Genomic DNA, 26,953 nt, shown 5'->3' with positions numbered 1-26,953 from the left:
TCGGCACGGGAGGCCCGTGGCGGCCCCGCCACGCGCCTCCCGTCCCGGGGGCACGACCCCCGCACACAGACCACGGCTCCCCGGAGTCGACGAACGAAACGAAGCAGAGAAGAAGCGAATGACTGACACCACCCCCACCGAAGACCTCTCCGCCGTCGGCGTGAGCATCTGGCTCGACGACCTGTCCCGCGAGCTCCTCGAGACCGGCCGTCTCGAGAACCTCATCGCCGACCGCAACGTCGTCGGGGTCACCACCAACCCGACGATCTTCGCGTCGGCCCTCGCCAAGGGCGAGCGCTACGACGACCAGGTCAAGGAGCTCGCCGCCGCGGGCACCGACGTCACCAACGCGATCTTCGAGATCACGACCCGCGACGTCTCCGACGCGTGCGACATCTTCACGCCGCTCTACAGCTCCACCAAGGGCTTCGACGGCCGCGTCTCCATCGAGGTCGAGCCGGGTCTCGCCCACGAGACCGCCAAGACCATCGAGCAGGCGAAGTTCCTGTTCGACAAGGTCGGCAAGGAGAACGTCCTCATCAAGATCCCGGCGACGCTCGAGGGCCTCGAGGCGATCACCGAGGTCATCGGTGCCGGCATCTCGGTCAACGTCACCCTGATCTTCTCGCTCGAGCGCTACCGCGCCGTCATCGACGCCTACCTCGGCGGTCTCGAGAAGGCCAAGGCCGCGGGCCACGACCTCTCCAAGATCCACTCGGTCGCGTCGTTCTTCGTCTCGCGCGTCGACTCCGAGATCGACAAGCGCCTCGACGCCGTCGGTTCGGACGAAGCCACCGCCCTCAAGTCGAAGGCCGGCATCGCCAACGCGCAGCTCGCCTACCAGGTCTGGACCGAGGCGTTCGCCACCGAGCGTGCCCTCGGCCTGCTCGAGTCCGGTGCGAACACGCAGCGTCCGCTCTGGGCGTCGACCGGTGTCAAGGACCCGTCGCTGCCCGACACGCTCTACGTGACCGAGCTCGCCGCCCCGAACACCGTCAACACGATGCCGGGCAAGACCCTCGAGGCCACGTTCGACCACGGTGAGGTCCACGGCGACGCCATCGCCGGCACGTTCGACGACGCGAACCAGGTCATGGACCAGCTCGCGGCCGTCGGCGTCGACTACGACGACGTCGTCGCGCTCCTCGAGAAGGAGGGCGTGGACAAGTTCAACGTCTCCTGGGGTGAGCTCGTCGACACCGTCAAGACGGCCCTCGAGAACGCCAAGTAAGAGTGACCGTCTCCATCGCCGCCAGCGGTGACGCGGCGCGGGCCATCGACACGGTGGTCCCGCGCCTCGTCACCGACCTGGTGGCGTCCGGGATCACGGCCCAGGATGCCGCTCTCTGGGGTCCGGCGGCCGAGGCCGAGGCGTCGAACCGGCTCGGCTGGGTCGAGGCGGTCTCGGTCTCGCGTCCGCTCGTCGCCGAGGTCGTGGCGCTCCGCGACCAGCTGCACAAGCAGGGCGTCGACCGGGTCGTCCTCGCGGGAATGGGCGGCTCGTCGCTCGCGCCCGAGGTCATCACCCGGACCTCCGGCGTCCCGCTGGTCGTCCTCGACTCGACCGATCCCGCGCAGGTCCGCTCGGCACTGACCGACCTCGAGCGCACCGTGCTCGTCGTGTCGTCGAAGTCGGGTTCCACCGTCGAGACCGACTCGCAGCGTCGGGTGTTCGAGCAGGCGTTCCAGGACGCCGGCATCGACCCCGCCGGGCGCATCGTCGTCGTGACGGACCCGGGCTCCGCGCTCGAGACCACCGCGCAGCAGGCCGGGTACCGCGTCTTCACGGCCGACCCGACCGTGGGCGGCCGCTACTCCGCCCTGACCGCCTTCGGGCTGGTCCCGGCCGGGCTCGCGGGTGCGGACATCGCCGAGCTCCTCGACGAGGCCGACGCGATCAGCGTGCTGCTGGCCGTCGACACCGACGAGAACCCGGGCCTCGTCCTCGGCGCCGTGCTCGGTGGCACCGCTCCCCTGCGGGACAAGATCGGCATCGTCGCGGACGGCACGCACATCCTCGGCTTCGGTGACTGGGTCGAACAGCTCATCGCCGAGTCGACGGGCAAGGACGGCCGCGGTCTCCTGCCGGTCGTGCTCGACGTCGACGCCCCCGAACTGCAGGCCGGGCTGACCGACCTGCAGGTCGTCCGACTGGTCGGGTCCCGCGAGGACGAGCGGCACGTCGCCGACGGCGAACTCGAGATCACCGGCACGCTCGGCGGTCAGTTCCTGGTCTGGGAGTACGCGGTCGCGGTCGCCGGGCGTCTGCTCGGCATCAACCCGTTCGACCAGCCCGACGTGGAGGCCGCCAAGGTCGCCGCCCGTGCGCTGCTCGACGCCCCCGCGTCCGACGAGGTCGCCTCCGCTGCCGCCTTCGAGGAGCACGGCATCGCCGTGTCCGCGACGGGTGGACTCGACGCCGGGACGACACTCGCGCAGGCCGTGTCGGGCCTCCTGGCCGGTCTCGGTCCGGACGGCTACGTCGCGCTCCACGTCTACGCGGACCGCACCGCCGGTGCCGACCTCGGGTCGCTCCGCGACCTGCTGGCAGCACGCACCGGCCGACCCGTCACCTCCGGGTACGGGCCCCGGTTCCTGCACTCCACCGGCCAGTACCACAAGGGCGGCCCCGCGAACGGCGTGTTCCTGCAGATCGTCTCCGACGAGCAGGACGACCTCGCCGTCCCCGGCCGCCCGTTCACGTTCGGCCGGCTCATCCGAGCCCAGGCCGCCGGCGACGCGAGTGTCCTCGCGGAGCACGGCCGCCCGGTGCTGACCCTGTCGACGCGGGACGTCCCCGCGGCGGTGGCGGTCATCGCGGCTGCACTCACCACCTGATTCAAAGGAGTTCACCGACATGTCACCGGTGGCGATCACCCCGGAGCACAACCCGCTCCGGCTGCCCACGGACCGTCGACTGAACCGGATCGCGGGTCCCAGCACCCTCATCATCTTCGGGGTGACGGGAGACCTCTCCCGCAAGAAGCTGATGCCCGCGGTCTACGACCTCGCGAACCGAGGGCTCCTGCCCCCGGGGTTCGCGCTGGTCGGGTTCGCTCGACGTGACTGGGAGGACCAGGACTTCTCCCAGCTCGTCCACGATGCCGTCAAGGAGCACTCGCGGACCCCGTTCGACGAGGACGTCTGGCGTCAGCTCGAACAGGGCATCCGTTTCGTCCAGGGCTCGTTCGACGACCCCGAGGCGTTCCGGCTGCTCAAGGAGACGGTCGACACGCTGGACGCCGAGCGTGGAACGCTCGGCAACCACGCCTTCTACCTCTCCATCCCGCCGAAGATGTTCCCCGTGGTCACGGAGCAGCTCAAGGTCTCCGGCCTCACCGAGAAGCGCGACGGCTCGTGGAGCCGCGTGGTGGTCGAGAAGCCGTTCGGCTCCGACCTCCGTACCGCGCGCGAGCTGAACGCCATCGTCGAGAGCGTCTTCGCTCCCGACGACGTGTTCCGCATCGACCACTACCTCGGCAAGGAGACCGTCCAGAACCTCCTGACGCTCCGGTTCGCGAACCAGATGTACGAACCCATCTGGAACTCGAACTACGTCGACCACGTGCAGATCACGATGGCCGAGGACATCGGCGTCGCCGGACGTGCCGCGTACTACGACGGCATCGGTGCGGCGCGCGACGTCATCCAGAACCACCTGCTGCAGCTCCTCGCGCTCACCGCGATGGAGGAGCCCGTCTCGTTCAAGGCCGGACACCTCCGCGCCGAGAAGGAGAAGGTGCTCTCCGCCGTCCGGCTGCCCGAGGACCTGTCCACGGCGACCAGCCGCGGGCAGTACGCCGGTGGCTGGCAGGGCGGCGAGAAGGTGCTCGGGTTCCTCGAGGAAGCGGGCATGAACCCCGAGTCCACGACCGAGACCTTCGCGGCGATCCGGCTCGACATCGCGACCCGACGGTGGCAGGGCGTGCCGTTCTACCTGCGAGCCGGCAAGCGGCTCGGACGTCGGGTGACCGAGATCGCGATCGTCTTCAAGCGCGTACCGGAGGACGTGTTCGGCATCGAGCAGTCCCCGCTCGGGCAGAACGCCCTGGTCATCCGCGTGCAGCCGGACGAGGGCGTCACGCTCCGATTCGGCTCGAAGGTCCCCGGCGTAGGGACACAGGTCCGCGACGTCACGATGGACTTCGGCTACGGCCACGCGTTCACCGAGGCCTCTCCGGAGGCCTACGAACGGCTCATCCTCGACGTGCTCCTCGGTGACCCGCCGCTGTTCCCGCGGCACCAGGAGGTCGAGCTGTCCTGGAAGATCCTCGACCCGATCGAGGAGTTCTGGCGGACACAGGGCCAGCCCGAACAGTACCGTCCCGGCACCTGGGGCCCGGCTTCGGCCGACGAGCTCCTGGCCCGCGACGGACGCACCTGGAGGCGTCCATGAAGATCGACCTGCCGAACACCACGGTCTCGAAGATCCAGAAGACCCTGGTGCACATCCGCGAGGAGGGCGGCGCCGTCGCCCTCGGCCGCGTCCTGACCCTCATCGTCTCGACCGCCCTCGGTCGTGAGGAAGAAGCGATCGAGGCGGCGAACCAGGCGTCCCGCGAACACCCGATGCGCGTCGTCATCGTGTCGAAGAACGAAGGGGACGTCGCGTCCCCGGGCCGTCTCGACGCACAGATCCGCGTCGGCAGCGACGCGGGTGCCAGCGAGGTCATCGTCCTCCGTGCGTACGGCGAGACCGCGGCGGACGAGGAGAGCCTGGTCACCGGGCTGCTCCTGCCCGATGCGCCCGTCGTCGCGTGGTGGCCGGAAGCCGCGCCGGAGAAGCCGTCGGCGTCCCCGCTCGGCCGGATCGCGCAGCGTCGCATCACGGACGCTGCAGCCCAGAAGGACCCGAACGCGGCCATCATGGCGCTGGCGGACTCCTACGCCCCGGGCGACACCGACTTCGCCTGGACCCGCCTGACCCTCTGGCGGAACCAGCTCGCCGCGGCGCTCGACCAGCCGCCGTTCGAGCCGATCACCGCGGTGGAGGTCTCCGGCGCGTTCGACAGCCCGTCGACCGTGCTGCTCGCCGCCTGGCTCGGTCTGCAGCTCAAGGTCCCCGTCGAGGTCACCACCTCACCCCGTGCCACCGGCTCGTCCGGCATCCACGGCGTGAAGCTGGTCCGCGAGTCCGGGACGATCGAGCTCGAGCGCTCCCTGGTCGACGTGGCGACGCTGTCGATGCCCGGGCAGCCGACCCACGACCTGTCGCTGCCGCGCCGGAACCTGCGCGACTGCCTGGCCGAGGAACTCCGTAGACTCGACCCGGACGTCCTCTTCGGAGACGTCGTCAAGCACGGGGTGGCCAAGCTCCGCGAACGCATCGCGGGCTGAACCCCCACGGTCCGGCCGTCCGTCCTCCCCCGTTGCCGTCCGCGGCGGGATGGCCGGACGGCCGGCCGGACCGACCCGGTCGCACCGGCCGCACCACGAACACAGGAGTCACGTGACCAACGAACGGCGGGTGCTCGTGCACCCCGACAAGCAGGCCCTCGGCGCCTCCGTCGCCGCACGCTTCCTCACGAAGCTCATCGACGTCCTCGACGAGCAGGGACGGGCCGACATCGCGATCAGCGGTGGCTCCGTCTCCACCCTCGTCCTGGCCGCGATCGGGCAGTCGCAGGCGAAGCAGAGCGTCGACTGGTCGAAGGTCCACGTCTGGTGGGTCGACGAGCGCTGGGTGCCGGAAGGCGACGCAGACCGCAACATCACCGGGACGCAGACCGACTTCCTGGACCACGTGAGCATCCCCACGGAGAACATCCACCCGATGGCGCCGTCGGACGCGGGCATCAGCATCGACGAGGCCGCCACGCAGTACGAGCGCGAACTGCTCGCCGCAGCGCCGGACTCCGCCGAGACGCCCCGGTTCGACATCACGCTGCTCGGCGTCGGACCGGACGGCCACACCGCGTCGCTGTTCCCCGAGTTCCCGCAGCTGCGCATCACCGACCGCAAGGTCGTCCCCGTCGACGACTCCCCCAAGCCGCCGGCGCAACGCCTGACGCTGACCTACCCGGTGATCAACGCCTCGCAGCGCGTCTGGGTGATCCTGTCCGGTGCCGAGAAGGCGTCCGTCCTCGGGCTCGCCCTGGCCGGCGCGGCCGTGGACGAGGTCCCCGTGGGCGGGGTGCAGGGCCGGAAGCGCACGGTCTTCTTCGTCGACCAGGACGCCGCACGCGACGTCCCGGAGAACCTCATCGCGTCGACGTACTGACGCACGGGGCGCGCGACGCGCCTGCAGACGGACGGGAGGCCCGGTACCAGCTGGTACCGGGCCTCCCGTCCGTCGTCTGGTCGCCCGCCACCGCTGCTCGACGCCGAACGGCCGCGAACGGCAGAGGCCCCCACACCATCCGGTGTGGGGGCCTCCGCCGTGTTCTCAGTCTGGTGCCGCGGCTTACTTGGCCGCGGTGCCGCGTCGCTGACGCAGCTGCTGGAGCGCGTCCTCGAGCAGCTGTGCTGCCTCTTCCTCGGTCCGCCGTTCCTTCACGTAGGCGAGGTGCGTCTTGTAGGGCTCGGTCTTCGCGACCTGCGGCGGGTTCTCCTTGTCGCGACCGGCCGGCAGACCCGTGGACGGCGAATCGACCGTCTCGGGGATCTCTTCGTCGGGCAGGCTCGCGGCGAAGTACCGCACGACCTCGTTGCCCATCGCGTCCCAGTAGGAGATCGCGACGCGCTCGGCCTGGACCCCGCGGTCCTGTTCGCCCATCGGGCCCGCGCCGACGCGCGAACCGCGGATAGCGCTTCCTCCGGATGCCATGTCAGCTCCCTGCCGTGAACTTGTTGATGAGACCGAGCACGATGATGCTGGAGATCCAGAGGAGCCCGAGGATCACCGTGATGCGGTTCAGGTTGCGCTCGGCGACGCCGGATGCCCCGAGGTTGCTCGTCACACCACCGCCGAACATGTCGGAGAGGCCGCCACCGCGGCCCTTGTGCAGGAGGATGAGGAGCGTGAGCAGGAGGCTCGTGATCGCGAGCAGGACCTGCAGCACGACGGAGAGTATCGCCACGACGTACCTTTCGTGTCAGTCAGCCATCCGAGTATACCGGTCGCGCGGAGCGCGCTCGGGACCCGGGCTGGTTGGGCGGTGCGGGAGTTACACGGCACGAGGCGCGACGGGCGGTGCCCGTCGCGCCTCGGCGGTGCGTGGTCTAGAGACCGACGTGCTGCTGGAACCGCGCGATGGCGGCGAACTCCTGCACGTCGAGGGACGCGCCGCCGACGAGCGCGCCGTCGACGTCGGGCTCGCGGAGGAAGCCGGCGATGTTGCCCGACTTCACCGAACCGCCGTACAGGATGCGCGTGTCGACGGCCGCCTGGTCACCCCAGGCAGCGGCGATCCCGCGACGCAACGCGGCACACTCGTCCTGCGCCTGCTCGGCCGTGGCGGCCTGGCCGGAGCCGATCGCCCAGACCGGTTCGTACGCGACGACGATCTCGGACGGCTGCACCGCCCCGAGGACGACCTGCAGCTGCTCGACCGGCACGACGCCGGCTCCGCGCTGCTCGCGCTGTTCGCCGGTCTCGCCGACGCACACGACCGGGACCAGACCGTGCTTCACGGCAGCAGCGGTCTTCGCGGCGACGATCTCGTCGGTCTCACCGTGCATGGTGCGACGCTCGGAGTGTCCGACGATGACGTACTTCGCGTCGAGTGCGGCGAGGAAGGCCCCCGAGATGTCCCCGGTGTAGGCACCGGAGTCGTACTGCGACAGGTCCTGGGCGCCGAACGCCAGCGACAGCTTGTCCGCCGAGATCAGCGTCTGCACGCTGCGCAGGTCGGTGAAGGGCGGGAAGACGGCGACCTCGACGTCGGCGTGGTCGTGCCGGGCGTCCTTGAGGGTCCACGCGAGCTTCTGGACCGTGGCGATGGCCTGGAGGTGGTCCAGGTTCATCTTCCAATTACCAGCGATGAGCGGCGTGCGGGTCATGCGGACCATCCGAGGGCTTCGAGGCCGGGAAGCGACTTGCCCTCGAGGAACTCGAGGCTCGCCCCACCACCGGTGGAGATGTGGCCGAACTGGTCGTCGGTGAAGCCGAGCGACCGGACCGCGGCGGCGGAGTCGCCACCACCGACCACGCCGAGGCCGTCGACCTCGGTCAGTGCCTGGGCGACGGTCTTCGTGCCGGCGGCGAAGGCCGGGAACTCGAACACGCCCATCGGCCCGTTCCAGAACACCGTCTTCGAGGCGGCGACCGCACGGGCGAACCGCTCGGCCGTCTCGGGCCCGATGTCCAGGCCGATGCCGTCCGTGCCGAACGCGGAGGACTCGATGGCGTCCGCGGCGACCGTCTCGTGCTCGGCGTCCGCGGCGAACCCGGAGGCCACCACGACGTCGGTCGGCAGGTCGATCGTCACGCCGAGCTCGGTCGCCCGCGACAGGTACTCGCGCACGGTGTCGAGCTGGTCCTGCTCGAGCAGCGACTTCGCCACCCCGTGGCCCTGGGCCGCGAGGAAGGTGAAGAGCATGCCGCCACCGATGCAGATCGTGTCGACCCGCGGCAGGAGGTGGTCGATGACGCCGAGCTTGTCGCTGACCTTCGACCCGCCGAGGACGACCGTGTACGGCCGCTCCGGGTCCTTGGTCAGGCGCTCGAGCACGGTCAGTTCCTGCTCGATGAGCTGACCGGCGGCGCTCGGGAGCGCCGATGCCAGCTCGTACACGGAGGCCTGCTTGCGGTGCACGACGCCGAAGCCGTCGGAGACGAAGGCGTCCCCGAGCGCGGCGATGCGCTCCGCGAAGGCCGTGCGCTCGGCGGCGTCCTTCGAGGTCTCCTCCGGGTTGAAGCGGAGGTTCTCGAGCAGCAGGACGTCACCGTCCTCGAGGGCCTCGGCAGCCGCGGTCGCTTCGTCGCCGACGGTCTCGTCGACGAAGGTGACCGGCTTGCCGAGCAGCTCGGACAGCCGCTGGGCGACGGGCGCGAGCGAGTACTCGGGCTTCCGTTCGCCGTCGGGCCGGCCGAGGTGGGACACCACGACCACGCGCGCGCCAGCGGTGATCAGGGTGTTCAGGGTGGTGAGCGACGCCCGCACGCGGCCGTCGTCCGTGATCGTGCCGTCCTTGAGCGGGACGTTCAGGTCACAGCGGACGATGACACGCTTGCCGGCGAGGTCGCCGAGGTCCTCGAGGGTGCGGAGAGCCATCAGGTCAGAGCTTCTCGCCCACGAACTCGGTCAGGTCGACCAGGCGGTTCGAGTAGCCCCACTCGTTGTCGTACCACGAGGTGATCTTGACGAGGTTGCCCATGACCTTGGTCAGCCCGGAGTCGTAGATCGAGGAGTGCGGGTCCGTCGTGATGTCGGTCGACACCAGCGGGTCCTCGCTGTAGAGCAGGATGCCCTTCATCGGGCCCTCGGCGGCGGCCTTGTAGGCGGCGTTGATCTCGTCGACGGTGACGTCCGACTTCGTCTCGAGGGTGAGGTCGGTGATCGAACCGGTCGGGACCGGGACGCGCAGCGCGAAGCCGTCGAGCTTGCCGGCGAGCTCCGGCATCACCAGGCCGATGGCCTTGGCGGCACCGGTCGAGGTCGGGACGATGTTCAGCGCGGCCGCACGGGCACGACGCGGGTCCTTGTGCGGGCCGTCCTGGAGGTTCTGGTCGGCGGTGTAGGCGTGGACCGTGGTCATGAGACCGCGCTCGATGCCGAACGCGTCGTGGAACACCTTGGCGAGCGGCGCGAGGCTGTTCGTGGTGCACGAGGCGTTCGAGATGATGTGGTGGTTCGCGGCGTCGTAGGTGTCCTCGTTCACGCCGAGCACGATGGTGACGTCGTCACCGGTGGCCGGGGCGGAGATGATGACCTTCTTGGCGCCGGCGTCGATGTGCTTCTGCGCATCGGCGGCCTTGGTGAAGAAGCCGGTGGACTCGATGACGATGTCGACGCCCAGCTCGCCCCAGGGCAGGTTGGCGGGGTCGCGCTCCGCGAGGACCTTGATGGGCTTGCCGTCGACGACGATGTTGTCGCCGTCGAGCTCGACCGAGACGCCGAGGCGACCCGTGATCGAGTCGAACTTGAGCAGGTTCGCGAGTGCGGCGTTGTCGGTGAGGTCGTTCACCGCCACGATCTCGAGGTCGCTGCCCTTGGCCAGAGCGGCGCGGAAGAAGTTACGGCCGATCCGGCCGAAGCCGTTGATGCCGATCTTGACGGTCAATGGATCTCCTGTTGGGTGTGGAGCGCCTCGGGAGACGCTGCTTTTTCGGAGTGTGGAGGCGTCGTCATCGACGACGGCCGACCCACGCACGTGGACGATACGCCCCGTGACGTCGCCGTACCGACCCTAGCAGCCGGACCCCCGCGGACCGCCTGCATGACGCCGTCACGGGGACGGGTCGGGTGCGGCGACCACGGGGGTCCGGCGGCCGGTCAGCGAGCTGCCCGGCGGAGGGTGAGACCGGCGCAGGGTGCGACCGCCGCTGTGCTCAGGCGCCCTCAAGCTCTTCCGGCACGCTGGCCTCGGTCCCGGGGATGCCGAGGTCGCTGGCGCGCTTGTCGGCCATCGCGAGCAGGCGGCGGATGCGCCCGGCGATCGCGTCCTTCGTCATGGGCGGGTCGGCGTGCTGGCCGAGCTCGTCGAGCGAGGCGTCGCGGTGCTCGAGGCGCAGGGCTCCGGCGTACTGCAGGTGGTCGGGGACCTCGTCGCCGAGGATCTCCAGGGCACGTTCGACCCGGGCGCACGCCGCGACGGCGGCCTGCGCGGAACGACGGAGGTTCGCGTCGTCGAAGTTCACCAGGCGGTTGGCCGTGGCACGGACCTCGCGGCGCTGGCGCATCTCCTCCCAGTCGGCGGTCGTGCGGGCGGCGCCCATCGCGGTGAGCATCTGACCGATCGCCTCGCCGTCGCGGATCACGACGCGGTGCACGCCGCGGACCTCGCGGCCCTTCGCGGCGATGCCGAGGCGCGACGCTGCTCCGACGAGGGCCATCGCGGCCTCGTTGCCGGGGCACGTGACCTCGAGTGCCGCGGCACGGCCCGGGTCGGTCAGGGTGCCGGACGCCAGGAACGCACCGCGCCAGATGGCTGCGAGGTCCTCGCGGTTGCCGGTGGTCAGGCGGTTGGGGAGGCCCCGCACCGGTCGGCGTCGGGCGTCCATCAGGCCGGTCTGGCGGGCGAGCGTCTCGCCGGCCTCGAGCACACGCACGAGGTAGCGGGTCCCGCGACGCGAGGACGCGGTGGACCCGACGGAGGCCTCGCTGCGGACGCCGTAGAGCTCGGCGAGGTCCTTGCGGACGCGGTGCACGATGATCCGGGTGTCGAGCTCGACCTCGACCGCGATGCGGCCGGAGATGACGTGCAGGCCCCCGGCGAAGCGCAGGACGGTCGCGAGTTCGGCGGCGCGGACCGTGTTCCGGTTGACGACGACCCTGGCCAGCTCGTCCTTCACCTCGGCAGTCAACGGCACGGCATCATTCCTTACGTTCTTCGGGGTGGGGCTCTGCGGTCCCGGGGCGCACACGTGTGGAGGCGGCCGGTGGGACGGTCACTCCCGGCCGAGATCTCGGTTCTTCACACGCACGGCGACGTTGGGCATCCCGCGGAGCAGGTTCGCCAACTCGGCGACGATGGCGACCGAACGGTGCTTGCCGCCGGTACAGCCGATGGCGATCGTAGCGTGTCTTTTGTTCTCGCGCTGGTACCCCTCGAAGACCGGCTCCAGGACGGAGGCGTAGCGGTCGACGAACGGACGGGCCCCGGACTGCTCCATGACGTAGTCCGAGACGGGCTTGTCGAGGCCCGTGTGCGCCCGGAGTTCCGGCACCCAGTAGGGGTTCGGGATGAACCGCACGTCGGCCACCATGTCGGCGTCGGTGGGCAGTCCGTACTTGAACCCGAAGCTCATCAGCGTCACCTGGACCCCGACGAACCGGTCCTCGGCGAACCGCTCGGTGACGGCGTTCGCGAGCTGGTGGATGTTCAGGTCGGAGGTGTCGATGATCAGGTCGGACGCCTCGCGCAGCCCGAGCAACCGGGTGCGTTCCCGGGCGATGCCGTCGAGCAGCGTGTCCTCGCCCTGCAGCGGGTGTGGGCGACGGACCTGCTCGAACCGCCGCACCAGGACCTGGTCGGTGGCCTCGAGGAACAGCACCCGGACCCGGGCGCTCGTGCTCTCGCGCAGGGACTGCACGGCGCGCTCCGGGTCGGTGAAGAACCGCCCACCGCGGACGTCGACGACCGTCGCGATCTTCGGGATCGACTCCCCCGCGCGGTCCGCCAGGTCGGTGAGCGGCCCGAGCATCTGGGTCGGCAGGTTGTCGACGACGTACCAGCCGAGGTCCTCGAGCGCCTTGCCGACCGTCGACCGCCCCGCACCGGACATGCCCGTCACGATCAGGACGTCGTGCTGTTGCTGCGAGGTGGTGTCGGTCATCTGCGAAGGGGCTCCATCGTGGTGTGGCCGGGCGGGTCGCCCGTCGGAGCCGGGCGCGGCGCGCTCGGCATGGGTGGGCCCGCGGACCCTCGGGCTGTCCGCCCTGGGTCCGCGTCCAGGCTACCGTCCGACCGGGAGGCCCGTGCCGGGGTCACGCAGGCCGGTGCGGACCGTCCGGGGTCGTCTCGGGGACGCGCACCGGGCCTCCCGGCTGTGGCGCGCTGGACGGTGCCGACGCGCTGGCCGGTTCCGGAACACTGGCCGGTTCGGGAGCACTGGCCGGTTCGGGTGCGCTGGCCGACTCGGGGGCACTGACGGGCACGGTCGTGAGCTTCCGGACCACCGCGGCCGCGGTCGCCGGTCCGACGCCGGGGACCTCGGCGACCTCCTCCGCCGTCGCCTGCCGGAGCCGGGCGACGGAACCGAAGTGCTTGAGCAGCGCCGAGACCCGGTTCGGCCCGAGTCCGGGGATCTCGGACAGCTGCGAGCGGACGTCGCGCTTCCGCCGGGTGCGCTGGTGCGTGATCGCGAACCGGTGTGCCTCGTCGCGGAGGCGTTGGATGAGGAACAGCGCCTCGGAGTTGCGCGGCAGGATCACCGGGAAGTCGTCGTCCGGAAGCCACAGCTCTTCCAGCCGCTTCGCGATGCCGACCAGGGCGATGTCGCGGACCCCGGCTTCGTCGAGGGCCCGCTTCGCCGCCGCGACCTGCGGTTGCCCACCGTCGACGACGAGCAGCTGCGGGCGGTACGCGAACCGCTTCGAGGGCTTCGTGCCCTCGACCACGCCGTCGGCCGTGACGTCCGGGACGTCCGGCACGGCCGCGTCCTCGTCGAGCCGGGCCAGGCGGCGCGTGAGCACCTGGTACATGCTGTCGGTGTCGTCGGTGGTCTCGGCGATCGTGTAGCGGCGGTACTGGTCCTTGCGCGGCAGGCCGTCCTCGAACACGACCATCGACGCGACGACGTTCGTGCCCTGCAGATGCGAGATGTCGTAGCACTCCATCCGCAGCGGAGCCTCGGACATGCCCAGTGCCTCCTGGATGTCCGCCAACGCCGCCGCACGTGTCGTGTAGTCGGCCGACCGCTTGGTCTTGTAGAGCATCAGCGCCTGCTGGGCGTTCTGCGACGCGGTCCGGGCCAGGCCCGCGCGGTCACCCCGCTGCGCGGTGCTGAGCTTCGTGCCACGGCCACCACGGCGGTCGCTGAGCCACTGCTGGAGGGCGTCGGCGTCGTCCGGCAGCACCGGCACCACGACCTCTCGCGGCGGTCCGTCGTTCGCCACACCCGGAGTCGGGTCGGCGCTCGCCTGCATGAGCAGTGCGCCGTCGGCACCGGTCGACAGCCCGTCGTCGGCGTAGACACCCTGCACGATCTGCTCGACGAGGTCGCCCGTGCTGATGTCGAGCTCCTTGTCGACGACCCAGCCGCGGACACCACGGATGCGCCCGCCCCGGACCGAGAACAGCTGCACGGCCGCGGCGAGCTCGTCCTCGGCGATGCCGAACAGGTCGAGGTCGACCGAGTCCTTGAGCACCACGGCGGACTTCTCGAGGACCGCTTCGAGCGCCTCGACCTGGTCACGGAAGCGCGCGGCCTGCTCGTACTGCATGGCGTCCGCCGACGCTGCCATCCGCTGCCGGAGCTGGGTGATGACGCGGCGGTCGTAGCTGCCCATGAAGCGGACGAACTCCTCGACGAGCGCGCGGTGCTCCTCGATGGTCACGCGCTGCGAGCAGGGACCGCCGCACTTGCCGATCTGCCCGGGGAAGCAGGGCTTACCGGTCTGCATGGCCCGCTTGTACGAGGACTCCGAGCAGGTGCGGATCGGGAAGACCTTGATCATCAGGTCGATCGTGTCGTGCACCGCCCAGATCTTCGGGTACGGGCCGAAGTACTTGGCGCCCTTGATCTTCCGGTTCCGGGTCACCATCACGCGGGGTGCCTCGTCCGCCATCGTGATCGCCATGTACGGGTAGGACTTGTCGTCCCGGAACTTGACGTTGAACGGCGGATCGAACTCCTTGATCCACGTGTACTCGAGCTGCAGCGCTTCGATCTCGGACCCGACGGTGGTCCACTCGACGCTCTTCGCCGTCAGGACCATCCGCCGGGTGCGTTCGTGCAGGGTCGGCAGCGGTGCGAAGTAGTTGCTCAGGCGGGCGCGGAGGTTCTTCGCCTTGCCGACGTAGAGCACCCGACCGTTGCCGTCACGCCATCGGTAGACGCCCGGGTCGGTCGGGATCTCCCCCGCCTTCGGCCGCCAGGAGACGGTGTCGGCCACCTAGCGAGCCCCTGCCTTCTCTGCACCTGCTCGCCGTGCGCCGACCGACCGCTGCTTGCCCACGCGGGCGTCCTGCGCCTCGAGGATCTCGCGGAGGAAGACACCGGTGTGGCTCTCCGGGACGTCGGCGACGTGCTCCGGCGTGCCCGTCGCGAGCACCGTGCCACCACCGGAACCACCCTCGGGACCCATGTCGATGACCCAGTCGGCCGACTTGATGACGTCGAGGTTGTGCTCGATCGTGATGACGGTGTTGCCCTTGTCGACCAGCGACTGCAGCACGAGGAGGAGCTTCCGGACGTCCTCGAAGTGCAGACCCGTGGTCGGCTCGTCGAGCACGTACACGGTGCGGCCGTTCGAGCGACGCTGCAGCTCGGTCGCGAGCTTGACGCGCTGCGCCTCGCCACCTGACAGGGTCGTCGCGCTCTGCCCGAGTCGGACGTAGCCCAGGCCGACGTCGACCAGGGTCGCCATGTACCGGTGGATCGCGGAGATCGGCTCGAAGAACTCGGCCGCCTCGCTGATCGGCATGTCCAGGACCTCGGAGATGCTCTTGCCCTTGTAGTGGACCTGCAGCGTCTCGCGGTTGTACCGGGCACCACCGCAGACCTCGCACGCGACGTAGACGTCGGGCAGGAAGTTCATCTCGATCTTGATCGTGCCGTCACCGGAGCAGTTCTCGCATCGCCCGCCCTTGACGTTGAAGCTGAAGCGACCGGGCTGGTAGCCGCGGGTCTTCGCCTCTTGCGTCTCGGCGAAGAGCTGCCGGATGCGGTCGAATACGCCGGTGTAGGTCGCCGGGTTCGAGCGCGGGGTGCGGCCGATCGGTGCCTGGTCGACGTGCACGACCTTGTCGAGCTGGTCCAGGCCCTTCACCCGCGTGTGCTTGCCGGCGATGTGCCGGGCACCGTTGAGCTGGTTGGCGAGCACCTTGTAGAGGATGTCGTTGACCAGGGTGGACTTGCCGGAACCGCTGACTCCGGTGACCGCCGTGAACACGCCGAGCGGGAAGTCGACGTCCACGTCCTTGAGGTTGTTCGCCCGGGCACCCTGCACGGTGATGACTCGCTTGCGGTTCACCTTGCGGCGCTCGGACGGCATCTCGATCGAGCGGCGACCAGCCAGGTAGTCGCCCGTGATCGACTCGCGGTTCTCGATCATGTCGGCGTACGAACCGGAGTGCACGACCTTGCCGCCGTTGACGCCGGCACCGGGTCCGATGTCGACGACCCAGTCGGCGGTGCGGATGGTGTCCTCGTCGTGCTCGACGACGATGAGCGTGTTGCCGAGTTCCTTGAGCTTGACCAGGGTGTCGATCAGACGGCGGTTGTCGCGCTGGTGCAGACCGATGCTCGGTTCGTCGAGGACGTAGAGCACACCGGTCAGGCCGGAGCCGATCTGCGTCGCCAGACGGATGCGCTGCGCTTCACCGCCGGAGAGCCCACCGGCGCCACGCGCCAGGGTCAGGTAGTTGAGGCCGACCTCGAGCAGGAACTCGAGACGCGCCCGGATCTCGCGCAGGACCGCCGCGGCGATGTGCGCCTCGCGCTTGGTCAGGGCGATGTCCGCCATGAACGCGTAGGCCTCGTCGAGGGCCATGCTCGTGACGTCAGCGATGCTGCGACCGTCGACGGTCACGCCGAGCACCTCGGGCTTGAGGCGGGTGCCGTCGCAGACCGGGCAGGGGACCTCGCGCAGGTAGCCCTGGAAGCGCTGGCGCTGCGAGTCGGTCTCGGCCTCGGCGAACTTGCGCTCGATGTAGGGCATGACACCCTCGAACCCGCTCGTGTACCGCATCTCGCGGCCGAAGCGGTTCCGCCAGGACACCGAGACCTCGAAGTCCTTGCCGGTCAGGATCGCGGCCTGCACCGACGCGGGCAGCTGGCTCCACGGGGTGTCCATCCGGAAGCCGAGCTCCTTGCCGAGACCGGCGAGCAGCTTCTCGAAGTACGAGTACAGGCCGCTGGTACCGGTCCAGGGCAGCAGCACGCCGTCCTTCAGCGAGGCCTCGGGGTCACCGAGCACCAGGTCCGGGTCGACCGACATCCGGGTACCGAGACCGGAGCACTCCGGGCAGGCGCCGAACGGGGCGTTGAACGAGAACGTCCGCGGCTCGATCTCGGTCAGGGCCAGCGGGTGGTTGTTCGGGCAGGACAGGTTCTCGGAGTACGTCCGGACCGCGCCGGGCCCCTCGTGGTCCACGAGGTCGATCGCCACGGTGCCGTCCGTCAGGCGCAGGGCCGTCTCGAGCGAATCGGTCAGGCGTCCCAGGATGTCGTCGCTGGCGACCAGGCGGTCGACGATGACGGAGATGTCGTGCTTGACCTGCTTCTTCAGCGTCGGCGGGCTGCTCAGCTGGATCCGCTCGCCGTCGACGATGGCGCGCGAGTAGCCGGAGGCCGCGAGCTCCTGGAAGAGGTCGACGAACTCGCCCTTCTTCTTCGACACGATCGGCGCGAGCACCTGGAAGCGGGTGCCGCTCTCCTGCGTCATCAGCTGGTCGGCGATCTGCTGCACGCTCTGCTTGCTGATCACTTCACCGCAGACGGGGCAGTGCGGGATGCCGATGCGCGCCCAGAGCAGACGCATGTAGTCGTAGACCTCGGTGATGGTGCCCACCGTGGACCGCGGGTTGCGGTTCGTCGACTTCTGGTCGATCGACACCGCCGGCGACAGGCCCTCGATGAAGTCGACGTCGGGGCGGTCGACCTGGCCGAGGAACTGCCGGGCGTACGCCGACAGGGACTCGACGTAGCGCCGCTGGCCCTCGGCGAAGATCGTGTCGAACGCCAGCGAGGACTTGCCCGAGCCGGACAGCCCGGTGAACACGACGAGCGAGTCACGTGGGATCTCGAGGTCGACGTCCCGGAGGTTGTGGACGCGCGCGCCACGGACGCTGAGCGTCGACGTGTCGTGCGGGGCCGTCCCGCCGGGCAGGTGCAGGTCCGACGGCTCGTCGAAGTCGTCCGGGCCGGACGTGGCGGTTCCGCGGTCAGAGGTGATGGTCATCGCAGACGATTCTACGAAGCCGGTCCGACAAACGCCCGCCGAGTCGGCTCAGTCGAGTGCGTCCAGAGCGAACGTGACGCCGGAGGCACGCTCGCTGGCGGTCCAGAGCCGCGCCGCCTCGAGCCGGTCGTGCGCCCGCGGTTCCGCCGGCACCACCATTGCGCGTCCGCGGAGCTGGAACCAGCCGTCCGGCCCCCAGTACTCGCCGGAGCGGACGTCGTCGGCGACCGAGGCGTGCACGAGCGGGACCGCGCCGGCGTCCTTCCCCTGCGCGACCAACCGCTGACCGGGCCCGATCCACGACGGGTCGGATCGTGACGACTCCGTTCGCGACGACCCGACACGCGACTGCGCTCCCGCCGCCTGGGTCAGCGACTCGAGCGCGAGCCCCGGGTGTGCGACGACGCTCGACACCGCGGACCCGGCGTCCGCCAGACGCTGGGCGAGCTCGAACCCGAACAGCATCACCGCGAGCTTGCTCCGGGCGTACTGCCGGTAGCCGTTGTAGTACCCCGCGCCGAGCGGGTCGTTGCGGTCGAGGGTCGCCCAGCGGTGCGAGATCGAGCCGAGGTGGACGACCCGCCCACCGGTGGCCTGCAGCATCGGCAGCACCAGGCCGGTCCAGGCGAAGTGGCCGAGGTGGTTCGTGCCGATCTGCAGCTCGTGGCCCTGCGCGGTGGACTGCCGCTCGCGCGACCCGACCACTCCGGCGTTGTTGAGGACGGCGTGCACGGGCCCCATCGTGGCCAGGGTGTCGGCCGCCGCACGGACCGAGTCGAGGTCGGCCAGGTCGAGGTGGACGTGCTCGAGCACCGCGTCGAGGACCACGGAGCGGATGCGGCGCTCGGCTGCCACGGCCTTCTCGGGGTTGCGGGTCGCCAGGACCACCCGGTGCCCGGCTGCGGCGAGCTGCTGGGCGGCCTGGTACCCGAGACCGGCGCTGGCGCCCGTGACGACGACGGTCCGCCGACCGGCACCAGTGCCGGGGTCAGACGACATGGCCGGCCGACTCCATCTGCCGCAGTGCCTTCTTCAGGTCCTGCACCTCGTCACGCAGTCGGGCCGCCAACTCGAACTTCAGTTCGGCCGCCGCCTGCAGCATCTGGTCGTTGAGGTCGGCGATCGTGGCCTCGAGCTGCGTCGCGCCCTCACCGGCGATCCCCTCGCGGCGCAGCGACGGCGTCGGAGCGCGGCGGCCGTCACGGACACCACCCCCGCGGCGCTCGAGGAGTTCGCGGGTGTCGTCGCTCTCGCGGTTGAGGACCTCGGTGATGTCGGCGATCTTCTTGCGCAGCGGCTGCGGGTCGATGCCGTGCTCGAGGTTGTACGCCACCTGCTTCTCGCGGCGGCGATCGGTCTCCTCGATGGCCTGCTTCATGGAGTCGGTCATCTTGTCGGCGTACATCAAGACCTGACCCGACACGTTGCGCGCGGCACGACCGATCGTCTGGATGAGCGAGGTCGACGACCGGAGGAAGCCTTCCTTGTCGGCGTCGAGGATCGCGACGAGCGAGACCTCGGGTAGGTCGAGGCCCTCACGCAGCAGGTTGATGCCGATGAGCACGTCGTAGACGCCCTGGCGCAGCTCGGTGAGCAGCTCCACGCGCTTCAGGGTGTCGACGTCCGAGTGCAGGTAGCGCACCCGGACCCCGGCGTTGCCGAGGAAGTCGGTGAGCTCTTCGGCCATGCGCTTGGTCAGTGTGGTGACGAGCACGCGCTCGTTCTTCTCCGAGCGCTGCTTGATCTCCTCGAGCAGGTCGTCGATCTGGCCGTCGCTCGGCTTGATGATGATCTCGGGGTCGATGAGGCCCGTCGGGCGGATGATCTGCTCGACGACGCTGTCCGTGATGCCGAGCTCGTACTTGCCGGGCGTCGCCGACAGGAAGACCTTCTGCCCGACGCGGTCGAGGAACTCCTCCCACTTCAGCGGGCGGTTGTCCATCGCGCTCGGCAGCCGGAAGCCGTGCTCCACCAGGGTGCGCTTCCGGGAGGCGTCGCCCTCGTACATCGCACCGATCTGCGGCACCGTGACGTGCGACTCGTCGATGACCAGGAGGAAGTCCTCCGGGAAGTAGTCGATGAGGCAGTGCGGGGCTTCGCCGGGGCCGCGGCCCTCCATGTGGCGGGAGTAGTTCTCGATGCCCGAGCAGAAGCCGATCTGCTCCATCATCTCGATGTCGAAGGTGGTGCGCATCCGGAGCCGCTGGGCCTCGAGCAGCTTGCCCTGGCCCTCGAGCTCGGCGAGTCGCTCGGCCAGCTCGTGCTTGATCGAGGTGATCGCCCGGTGCATGACGTCGGTGTCCGCGACGTAGTGGGACGCCGGGAAGATCGAGACGGCGGGCAGGTCGTCGATGACGTTGCCGGTCAGCGGGTGCAGCGAGGACAGCGCTTCGATCTCGTCACCGAACATCTCGATGCGGATCGCGTGCTCTTCGTACATCGGGATGATCTCGAGCGTGTCGCCGCGGACCCGGAAGGTGCCGCGGGCGAAGTCGACGTCGTTGCGCTGGTACTGCATGCTGACGAACTTCCGCACGAGCTGGTCGCGGGAGATGTTCTGCCCGATGTGCAGCGCGACCGAGGCGTTCATGTACTGCTCGGGCGTGCCGAGGCCGTAGATGCAGGACACGGTCGACACCACGACGGTGTCACGGCGGCTGAGCAGGGAGTTCGTCGTCGAGTGCCGCAGACGCTCGACCTCGGCGTTGACGGACGAGTCCTTCTCGATGAAGGTGTCCGTCTGCGGGACGTAGGCCTCGGGCTGGTAGTAGTCGTAGTACGAGACGAAGTACTCGATGGCGTTGTTCGGCATCAGGCCGCGGAACTCATTGGCGAGCTGCGCCGCCAGCGTCTTGTTGTGCGCGAGCACCAGCGTCGGCCGCTGCACCTGTTCGATCAGCCACGCGGTGGTCGCCGACTTGCCGGTACCGGTCGCACCGAGCAGCACGACGTCGGTCTCACCCGCGTTGATGCGCCCGGCGAGTTCGGCGATGGCCGCGGGCTGGTCCCCACTCGGCATGTACTCGCTGATGACCTCGAACGGTCGGATGGCACGCGTGGGCTCTACGGCAACTCCCATGGAGCCAACAGTAGGCGCGGCCGCTGACATCGGAGTGCTCTGCTCGCCCTCGGCGTACTGTCAGCCGATAGCGGACGCAGAGACACCTGATCGGAACCGGTCGTAGCCTCCGAGCCGTTCAGCAACCCGACCGAAGAGGCCCCATGACCACGGCCCCCGCTGCAGCACCAGCGACGGGCACCCCGTTCCGCGGACGCATCCGCGGGCGGGTGCTCCTGCTCCTCTGCTGCATGTACGCCATCTCGTACATGGACCGTACGAACATCTCGACCGCCCTCCCCCACATCACCGACGAGTTCGGCCTCAGCGACACCGATGCCGGGTTCATCGTCTCGGCGTTCGCACTGCCGTACGCCCTGCTGCAGGTGTTCGGCGGCACCATCAGCGAACGCTTCGGCCCGCGCCGCGCACTGTTCGTCATCACCGTCGTCTGGGGTGTCGCCACGCTCTGGACCGGACTGGCCACGGGCTTCTGGACGCTCTTCGCGGCGCGGCTGCTGCTCGGCATCAGCGAAGCCGCGGCGTTCCCCTCCGCCACCCAGGCGATGAGCCGCTGGATCCCCCGCGACCGCAACGGCTTCGCACAGGGTGTGGTCCACTCCGCCGCGCGGCTCGGCAACGCCCTCGCACCGCTCGTCGTCGCTTACTTCATCGCGATCAGCGGCTGGCGCCTGGCGTTCTTCGCCACCGCCGTGCTCTCCGTGGCCTGGGGCATCACCTGGTTCGTCCTGTTCCGCGACCGCCCCGAGGACGCCCGCGGGATCACGAAGGCCGAACTCGCCGAACTGCCACCGGTCGAGACCCGCGCCACCCGCCCGCCGGTGCCCTGGCGCGCCCTGGCGAGGCAGATCCTGCCGGTGTCCTTCGTCGACTTCGGGTACGGGTGGACCCTCTGGGTGTTCCTCACCTGGATCCCGACGTTCCTCAGCGACCAGTACGACCTCGAGATCAGCGCCTTCGCCTGGTTCACGACCGCCGTCCTCCTGGCCGGGGTCGTCGGCGACACGGTCGGCGGGCTGCTCAGCGACCGGATCATCCACCGGGGCGGTGACCCGCGGCACGCACGACGCCTGGTCCTGGTGATCGGGCTCGGTGGGTCGCTGGTCTGCCTGCTCCCGCTCGTCGTCGTCGGGCAGAGCCTGACCGTCGCGACCGTGTCACTCGCCCTGTCGTTCTTCTTCCTCGAGCTCTGCAACGCGAACCTGTGGGCGATCCCGATGGACGTCGCCCCGCAGTGGTCCGGCACGGCATCCGGGTTCATGAACACCGGGTTCGGCGTCGCCGGCGTCGTCTCCCCCATCGTGTTCGGCGTCCTCATCGACGCCTCCGGATGGCAGCTGCCGTTCGGGATCTCGTGCGCGCTGCTCGCGGGTGCCGCGGTGGTCGCGTGGGTCATGAAGCCGCAGCGCCTCACCGTGACCGACGGCTTGCTCGAGGTGGGCGTCCCCGCGGTCGAGCGCGACGCCACGCAGTAGCGTCCGGCGGTCACCGATCCGTCCGACGCGGGGCGGGCCTCCAGTCCGGGAGGCGCGCCCCACGTCGGTCCGCACCGACCGTCGTCAGGCGCGCACCCGCCGCGCCCGCGACGGCCGACCGGTCAGCGGCACGCTGAGCGGCGTCCAGCGGAACGCCTCCGTCACCGCGACCGACAGCACGAGCACGAGCACGTACGTGACGAGCGTCAGCCACGGCTTCGGCACCGCCGACTCGAGCCAGTTGTCGCCGTACAGCAGGACCCAGATCATGAACGGGTGGCTGAGGAAGATGCCGAACGACCGGTCCGAGCCGTAGTCGACGACCCGCGCCAGGGCGGAGCCGGCCCGGCGGCGGTCCGCCCAGGCCGCACCGATCGCCAGGAACCCGACGAAGACGGCGGTGCTCCAGAGCACCTGCACGGGCTGCAGCGGGGTGCCGGCGGCGTACAGCGACTGGCCGAGGCCGACCTGCAGCCACCACACGCCGAGCGTGAGCGCCCCGGTGCCCGCGAAGGCCCAGAGGACGGCGCGGCGGTGCTCGCGGATGAAGCGGAGGAACGGGTCCGCGTGGTCTGCGGCCACCGCCCCGGAGACGATGAAGAACACGTACGAGAAGAAGAACTGCTTCTGGTACCCGTGCAGCCAGTCGATCGAGTGCGGCCAGTACTTGTAGGCGGCGAACACGGCGAGCTGCAGCAGGAACGCGACGCCCAGCACCGTGACGTGGTGCCGCCGGGTGACCCGGACCAGCCAGATGATCACCGGCAGCAGCAGGTACACCTGCATCGTCACGAGCAGGAAGTAGAGGTGGTACCAGGACGTCCCGGTGACGATCCCCTCGGCGGCGGTCGTGACCAGCGCCGGCACGTCTCCCCGGGTCGACGAGCTGGCCAGCCAGGACGCGGCGACGTACACGAACGACCACGCCAGGTAGGGCACGCCGACGAGCAGGAACCGGCGCGGCCAGAACTGCGCGAGCGGGCGCGGTCGGAGTGACCAGCTGTAGACGAGCACGAACGCGGTGAGCGAGAAGAACACCAGCCGGGTGAAGTGCAGCAGCCCGAGCAGGGCGTTCAGCGGGACGTCGTCGGCGGCGATGGTGTGGCTCGTGGTGTGCACGCCGATGACGCACGCGAACGTGAGGATGCGGAGGACGTCGACCTCGTACAGGTGCCGGGGCTTGCCGGACGCCGTGCGGGTCGGGGTCTGCACGCCGGGCGTGTCGGTGGCGGCGCTCACCGGGACTCGGTCATCGCTCGGACGCGGGCACGCTGCACCTTGCCGGTCGGTGCCCGCGGCAGGTCGGGGACGACGGAGATCTCGGCCGGACGACGGAACCGGGTCAGGGCGGACTCGGCCAGGGCGGTCAGGTCGGCGACGAGCCCGTCGATGTCGGCGTCCGCCTGCGGGATGACGTACGCCACCGGAACGGCACCGAGCACCTCGTCCGGCCGACCCACCACGACCGCTTCGAGCACGCGGGGATCGCGGAGCAGGACGTCCTCGACCTCGGACGGGTAGACCTTCTCACCGCCGCGGTTGATGACGTCGTCGGACCGCCCGGCGAGCGACACCCAGCCGTCGTCGGCGACGGACCCGAGGTCGCCGGTGGACAGCCAGCCGTCGGCGTCGAACCGGTCCGCCGCCCGGCCGCCCAGGTACGAGCGGACGATGCCCGGACCACGCACCCAGAGGGCACCGATCTCGCCGGCCGGCAGGAGGGCGCCGTCCTCGCCACGCACCTGGACCTCGGAGCCGACGGGCAGTCCGACGCTGCCCGGTCGGGCCGGTGCGTCGAGGGGCGTCGCGGTGATCTGGCTGGCACCCTCGGTCATGCCCCAGCTCACCACGAGCGGCAGGTCCCCGAGGGCGGCGCGCACCGGGTCCGGCAGCGGGGCGGAGGCGCTCCGGACGAACCGCAGCGACGCCGGCGGCTGCAGCGGTCCGGTCTTCGCCAGGACCGCCAGGACCGCCGGCACGGCGTTCAGCCAGGTCACCCGGCGGGCCGCGAGCAGTTCCCAGAACCCGGTCCGACGGAACCGGCGGTCGAGCACCAGCGTCGCTCCGGCCACCAGGGTGGCGGCGAGGCCCACCACCTCGGCGTTCACGTGGAAGAGCGGCAGCGAGTTGAAGCCGCGGTCCTCGGCGGTCAGCCCGTTGTGGCGGGCGATCGCGCGCGCGACGAACACGAGCTGCGACTCCGGCAGCTCGACGCCCTTCGGCGTCCCGGTGGACCCGGAGGTGAAGAGCACGACGGAGCCCTCGCCGGGGCCGTCGGTCGGCGCGTCCGGGACGTCGCCGTCGCGGACCCCGACCGGGAGGCCCGTGGCCGGGTCGATGCCGGCCGCGGGTGCTTCGGGGACGGTCGCGGGGGTGCCGGGGCCGGTCCCGGGCGTGCCGGTGCCGGTGCCGGTGCCGGTGCCGGTGCCGGTGCCGGTGCCGGTGCCACGGTCCGACACGACCATCGATGCGCCGCCGAGGAGCGCCGCGAGCCGTGCGGGTTCCGAGGGCGGCTGCCCGGTGTCGACCGGCACCGACCGTCGCCCGGAGGCGATCGCGGCGAGGTGCACGACGGCGAAGGCGATCGGGTCCCCCACGTCGACCAGGACGCCACCGGACGCCGGGACACCGATCGCGTCGAACGTCCGGGACCACGCGGTGACGGCGGCGTCGAGATCGCCGTACGTCAGCGTCCGGTCGGAGCGGGCGTCCTCGAGGTAGACGTGGTCCGGGGTCTGCTCGGCACGCTGCCGGATGAGCGCCGCGAGCGTCGTCTCGTCGCGGGCAACCGCCTTGAGGTCGGGTGTGGGGTGTTCACCGTCGTGCTGCACCGACTCATCGTATTTCCGCTGGCTATGACCGTCCGGAGGGAACGGCCGGAGTCGGGAACCGGTGCAGCATCCACTGCCAGATCCGGAGCATCCGCGGATCGCCGTGCTCGTCGAGCGGCGTCGAGTCCTTGATGATCCGCGAGTGCGCCCAGTGCGGGTTCCCCACCGGCAGGGCGGTGAGGATCGCGTGCGGGTCCGCGCCCGGTGGTGGAGGCTCGGTGTCGGTCCGCCACGGTCCGCCGGTGCCCGCCGAGCCGAGCGAGTTGCCCGCTCCGAGGGTGCCGCTCGGGCCCTCGTCCCGTCGGTCGCCGTCGAGTCCCATCGCCGACCAGGAGCCGGTGATCCGCGGGCCGAACTCGTCGCGCACGTCGTCCAGCGCGTACATCCGGCTCACCGGGGTCTGGCCGGGGTGGTCCATCCACGCGGCGTGCACCGGACCGACCGACTCGACGGGTGACGAGAACATCAGCGCCCCGAGCACCGGCCGGATGTGGGCGATGTACGCGGCCTCCCCGCCGCCCTGCGAGTGCCCGGCGACGACGATGTCCTGCCACTGGATGTCCTCGTCGGAGTGCACGAACCGGCCCCAGCCGCCGGCGGGGTCGACGTCGTCCAGGTGCGCCACGGCGTCGCGGAAGCGTGACACGATCGAGCCCGCCGGGCTCACGTCGCTGAGTGCCGAACCCCGCGTGCCGTCGAACCGGTTCCGCTGGACCTGGCCGTAGCAGCGGGCGTCGGCCTCGCAGGTGCCGGACAGGGTCTTGCCGAGGTTCCAGTAGTCGAGCCCGAGCACGTGGTACCCGTCGTCGAGCGCCGTGGTGAGGAACCGCTGGTAGTCGGCCGGCTTCGCCCGGGTGGCCGGCAGGAACAGCAGCAGCGGACCGCTCGGCGAGGTCCGGGCGGCGAAGTCGTCGCGGTTCGGGGCCAGCCGCTCCCCGTCGATCGCACCGAGCCGGAAGCGGTGGAAGTCGCTGTGCGGTGCTTCGCCGGGCTCCAGCGTGCCGTGGGGTTGCGCCGGCCGGCCACCCTCTGCGACACGTTGCCCGCCGAGCACGTTCGCCCCGACGAGTGCGGCGAGGCCCATGGCGACCAGGACGATGACCGCGACGACGAGCAGCCGGTGGTGCGTCCTCATCGGACGAGTCGCGCCCAGACCTCGTCGGCCGAGCGGATCGTCTGCTCGAGGGTGCTGGTCGCGTCGACGACGTGGTCGGCGAGGGCGAGGCGGTCGGCGTCGGAGGCCTGCGCCGCCACCCGCCGTTCGGCGTCCTCCCGGCGCATCCCCCGGTGTTCGACGAGCCGCTCGATCCGCACCGCGGCGGGGGCGTCGACGACCACGACGGCGTCGAACCGGAGCGGCCGTGACCCCTCGGCCTCGGCGAGCAACGGCACGTCGTAGACGACGACGGCGTCCGGGTCAGCTGCCTCGGCGGCGTCGAAGCGCTGCTGTGCGAGGCGCCAGACCGCCGGGTGGGTGATGCCTTCGAGCGCCCTGCGTGCCTCCGGGTCGGCGAAGACGACCGCACCGAGCGCGGGCCGGTCGAGACTGCCGTCCGGGGCGATCACCGCGTCGCCGAAGCGCTCCCGGACCGCCTGCAGACCCGGGCTGCCCGGTGCCACGGCGTCGCGTGCGAGCCGGTCGGCGTCGACCACCACCGCGCCGTGCTCCGCGAACCGCGTCGAGACGGTCGACTTGCCCGCGGCGATGCCGCCCGTGAGTCCGATGATGCGCACCCCGACAGCGTCGCACGGACTGCTCCACGAATGCTCCCAGCCGAGATCGCGGTCGCGGCGAGCCGTACGACGCCGAAGAGCCCGGCCCCGGTCGTCCCCTGGGGGACGATCAGGACCGGGCTCTCGGTCGGTGCGACGGGTGATCAGCTCACCCGGTCACATCCG

21 protein-coding genes are annotated in these 26,953 nt (G+C 70.4%); 6 read left to right on the top strand and 15 right to left on the bottom strand.

Translation table 11 applies throughout. From position 1 onward, the window contains the following. Positions 1–118: 118 nt before the first annotated feature. From tal to pgl, 5 genes are all read left to right on the top strand, one after another. Positions 119–1,231, top strand: coding sequence for a transaldolase (gene tal / locus QL987_RS04610; protein WP_253463198.1), 1,113 nt, complete (start codon positions 119–121; stop codon positions 1,229–1,231). Positions 1,232–1,233: 2 nt separating this feature from the next. Next, on the top strand, positions 1,234–2,838 hold the full coding sequence (locus QL987_RS04605; RefSeq protein ID WP_290156467.1) for a glucose-6-phosphate isomerase: 1,605 nt from the start codon (positions 1,234–1,236) through the stop codon (positions 2,836–2,838). A gap of 19 nt (positions 2,839–2,857) precedes the next feature. Then, positions 2,858–4,396, top strand: a complete 1,539-nt coding sequence (gene zwf / locus QL987_RS04600; RefSeq protein ID WP_290156466.1) for a glucose-6-phosphate dehydrogenase — start codon at positions 2,858–2,860, stop codon at positions 4,394–4,396. Beyond that, positions 4,393–5,337 (top strand): glucose-6-phosphate dehydrogenase assembly protein OpcA, encoded by a 945-nt coding sequence (locus QL987_RS04595; protein ID WP_221849493.1) that lies wholly within the window; start codon positions 4,393–4,395, stop codon positions 5,335–5,337. The genes zwf and QL987_RS04595 overlap by 4 nt, the downstream gene beginning before the upstream one ends. A 112-nt stretch (positions 5,338–5,449) precedes the next feature. After that, positions 5,450–6,220: a 6-phosphogluconolactonase gene (gene pgl, locus QL987_RS04590; RefSeq protein WP_111073539.1), complete on the top strand. Its 771-nt coding sequence runs from the start codon at positions 5,450–5,452 to the stop codon at positions 6,218–6,220. 183 nt (positions 6,221–6,403) lie between these two features. Here pgl and QL987_RS04585 read toward each other — a convergent pair whose 3' ends face one another. The 11 genes from QL987_RS04585 to uvrB all read right to left on the bottom strand — a co-directional run bounded on the left by QL987_RS04585 (position 6,404) and on the right by uvrB (position 20,748). Next, complete coding sequence (locus QL987_RS04585) at positions 6,404–6,766, bottom strand: RNA polymerase-binding protein RbpA (RefSeq protein ID WP_111073540.1); 363 nt, start codon at positions 6,764–6,766, stop codon at positions 6,404–6,406. A 1-nt stretch (position 6,767) separates the two neighbouring features. Continuing rightward, positions 6,768–7,019: a preprotein translocase subunit SecG gene (gene secG / locus QL987_RS04580; RefSeq protein ID WP_110825023.1), complete on the bottom strand. Its 252-nt coding sequence runs from the start codon at positions 7,017–7,019 to the stop codon at positions 6,768–6,770. Positions 7,020–7,161: 142 nt separating this feature from the next. Beyond that, positions 7,162–7,950, bottom strand: coding sequence for a triose-phosphate isomerase (gene tpiA / locus QL987_RS04575; protein ID WP_290156464.1), 789 nt, complete (start codon positions 7,948–7,950; stop codon positions 7,162–7,164). Further along, a complete protein-coding gene (locus QL987_RS04570; RefSeq protein WP_290156461.1) occupies positions 7,938–9,155 on the bottom strand; it encodes a phosphoglycerate kinase in 1,218 nt (405 codons plus the stop codon). The genes tpiA and QL987_RS04570 overlap by 13 nt, the downstream gene beginning before the upstream one ends. 4 nt (positions 9,156–9,159) lie before the next feature. Then, positions 9,160–10,164: a type I glyceraldehyde-3-phosphate dehydrogenase gene (gap, locus tag QL987_RS04565; RefSeq protein ID WP_111073543.1), complete on the bottom strand. Its 1,005-nt coding sequence runs from the start codon at positions 10,162–10,164 to the stop codon at positions 9,160–9,162. Between the two features lie 268 nt (positions 10,165–10,432). Then, positions 10,433–11,413, bottom strand: a complete 981-nt coding sequence (gene whiA / locus QL987_RS04560) for a DNA-binding protein WhiA (RefSeq protein WP_110902223.1) — start codon at positions 11,411–11,413, stop codon at positions 10,433–10,435. A gap of 78 nt (positions 11,414–11,491) precedes the next feature. Beyond that, positions 11,492–12,379: an RNase adapter RapZ gene (gene rapZ, locus QL987_RS04555; RefSeq protein ID WP_111073544.1), complete on the bottom strand. Its 888-nt coding sequence runs from the start codon at positions 12,377–12,379 to the stop codon at positions 11,492–11,494. Positions 12,380–12,530: 151 nt separating this feature from the next. After that, positions 12,531–14,660, bottom strand: a complete 2,130-nt coding sequence (uvrC, locus tag QL987_RS04550) for an excinuclease ABC subunit UvrC (protein WP_221849895.1) — start codon at positions 14,658–14,660, stop codon at positions 12,531–12,533. Further along, a complete protein-coding gene (gene uvrA / locus QL987_RS04545; protein WP_253463200.1) occupies positions 14,661–17,669 on the bottom strand; it encodes an excinuclease ABC subunit UvrA in 3,009 nt (1,002 codons plus the stop codon). Positions 17,670–17,717: 48 nt separating this feature from the next. Further along, positions 17,718–18,668 (bottom strand): SDR family NAD(P)-dependent oxidoreductase, encoded by a 951-nt coding sequence (locus QL987_RS04540; protein WP_290156459.1) that lies wholly within the window; start codon positions 18,666–18,668, stop codon positions 17,718–17,720. Further along, the gene (gene uvrB, locus QL987_RS04535) at positions 18,658–20,748 is read right to left on the bottom strand and encodes an excinuclease ABC subunit UvrB (protein WP_111073547.1); all 2,091 of its coding nucleotides are present in this window, start codon (positions 20,746–20,748) and stop codon (positions 18,658–18,660) included. The genes QL987_RS04540 and uvrB overlap by 11 nt, the downstream gene beginning before the upstream one ends. 143 nt (positions 20,749–20,891) lie before the next feature. Here uvrB and QL987_RS04530 point away from each other — a divergent pair, with 143 nt between their 5' ends. Beyond that, complete coding sequence (locus QL987_RS04530) at positions 20,892–22,223, top strand: MFS transporter (RefSeq protein WP_290156458.1); 1,332 nt, start codon at positions 20,892–20,894, stop codon at positions 22,221–22,223. A gap of 84 nt (positions 22,224–22,307) precedes the next feature. On the opposite strand, the gene QL987_RS04525 is transcribed toward QL987_RS04530, so the two are convergent. The 4 genes from QL987_RS04525 to coaE are packed head-to-tail and all read right to left on the bottom strand — an operon-like array spanning position 22,308 to position 26,788. Next, positions 22,308–23,462 carry an acyltransferase gene (locus QL987_RS04525; RefSeq protein ID WP_290156457.1) on the bottom strand — a complete coding sequence of 385 codons (1,155 nt, stop codon included), beginning with the start codon at positions 23,460–23,462 and terminating at the stop codon, positions 22,308–22,310. Then, entirely contained in the window at positions 23,459–25,054 is a 1,596-nt protein-coding gene (locus QL987_RS04520; RefSeq protein WP_290156455.1) for an AMP-binding protein, read from the bottom strand. Before QL987_RS04520 ends, QL987_RS04525 begins: the two co-directional genes overlap by 4 nt. A 22-nt stretch (positions 25,055–25,076) precedes the next feature. Continuing rightward, a complete protein-coding gene (locus QL987_RS04515; protein WP_290156454.1) occupies positions 25,077–26,189 on the bottom strand; it encodes a hypothetical protein in 1,113 nt (370 codons plus the stop codon). Further along, the gene (gene coaE, locus QL987_RS04510) at positions 26,186–26,788 is read right to left on the bottom strand and encodes a dephospho-CoA kinase (protein WP_290156451.1); all 603 of its coding nucleotides are present in this window, start codon (positions 26,786–26,788) and stop codon (positions 26,186–26,188) included. The genes QL987_RS04515 and coaE overlap by 4 nt, the downstream gene beginning before the upstream one ends. Between the last annotated feature and the right edge of the window lie 165 nt (positions 26,789–26,953).

Origin of the sequence: Curtobacterium sp. APC 4022, assembly GCF_030407555.1 — a bacterium.
GTDB lineage: Bacteria > Actinomycetota > Actinomycetes > Actinomycetales > Microbacteriaceae > Curtobacterium.
This window is presented reverse-complemented; position numbering and strand designations above follow the sequence as displayed.

Bases quoted from the DNA above. Each gene is read 5' to 3' on its own strand.
- tal (WP_253463198.1), top strand. From the start codon at position 119: ATGACTGACACCACCCCCACCGAAGACCTCTCCGCCGTCGGCGTGAGC.
- QL987_RS04530 (WP_290156458.1), top strand. From the start codon at position 20,892: ATGACCACGGCCCCCGCTGCAGCACCAGCGACGGGCACCCCGTTCCGC.
- QL987_RS04595 (WP_221849493.1), top strand. From the start codon at position 4,393: ATGAAGATCGACCTGCCGAACACCACGGTCTCGAAGATCCAGAAGACC.
- tpiA (WP_290156464.1), bottom strand. From the start codon at position 7,950: ATGGTCCGCATGACCCGCACGCCGCTCATCGCTGGTAATTGGAAGATG.
- zwf (WP_290156466.1), top strand. From the start codon at position 2,858: ATGTCACCGGTGGCGATCACCCCGGAGCACAACCCGCTCCGGCTGCCC.
- QL987_RS04540 (WP_290156459.1), bottom strand. From the start codon at position 18,668: ATGTCGTCTGACCCCGGCACTGGTGCCGGTCGGCGGACCGTCGTCGTC.
- uvrA (WP_253463200.1), bottom strand. From the start codon at position 17,669: ATGACCATCACCTCTGACCGCGGAACCGCCACGTCCGGCCCGGACGAC.
- uvrB (WP_111073547.1), bottom strand. From the start codon at position 20,748: ATGGGAGTTGCCGTAGAGCCCACGCGTGCCATCCGACCGTTCGAGGTC.
- rapZ (WP_111073544.1), bottom strand. From the start codon at position 12,379: ATGACCGACACCACCTCGCAGCAACAGCACGACGTCCTGATCGTGACG.
- QL987_RS04515 (WP_290156454.1), bottom strand. From the start codon at position 26,189: ATGAGGACGCACCACCGGCTGCTCGTCGTCGCGGTCATCGTCCTGGTC.
- QL987_RS04585 (WP_111073540.1), bottom strand. From the start codon at position 6,766: ATGGCATCCGGAGGAAGCGCTATCCGCGGTTCGCGCGTCGGCGCGGGC.
- QL987_RS04570 (WP_290156461.1), bottom strand. From the start codon at position 9,155: ATGGCTCTCCGCACCCTCGAGGACCTCGGCGACCTCGCCGGCAAGCGT.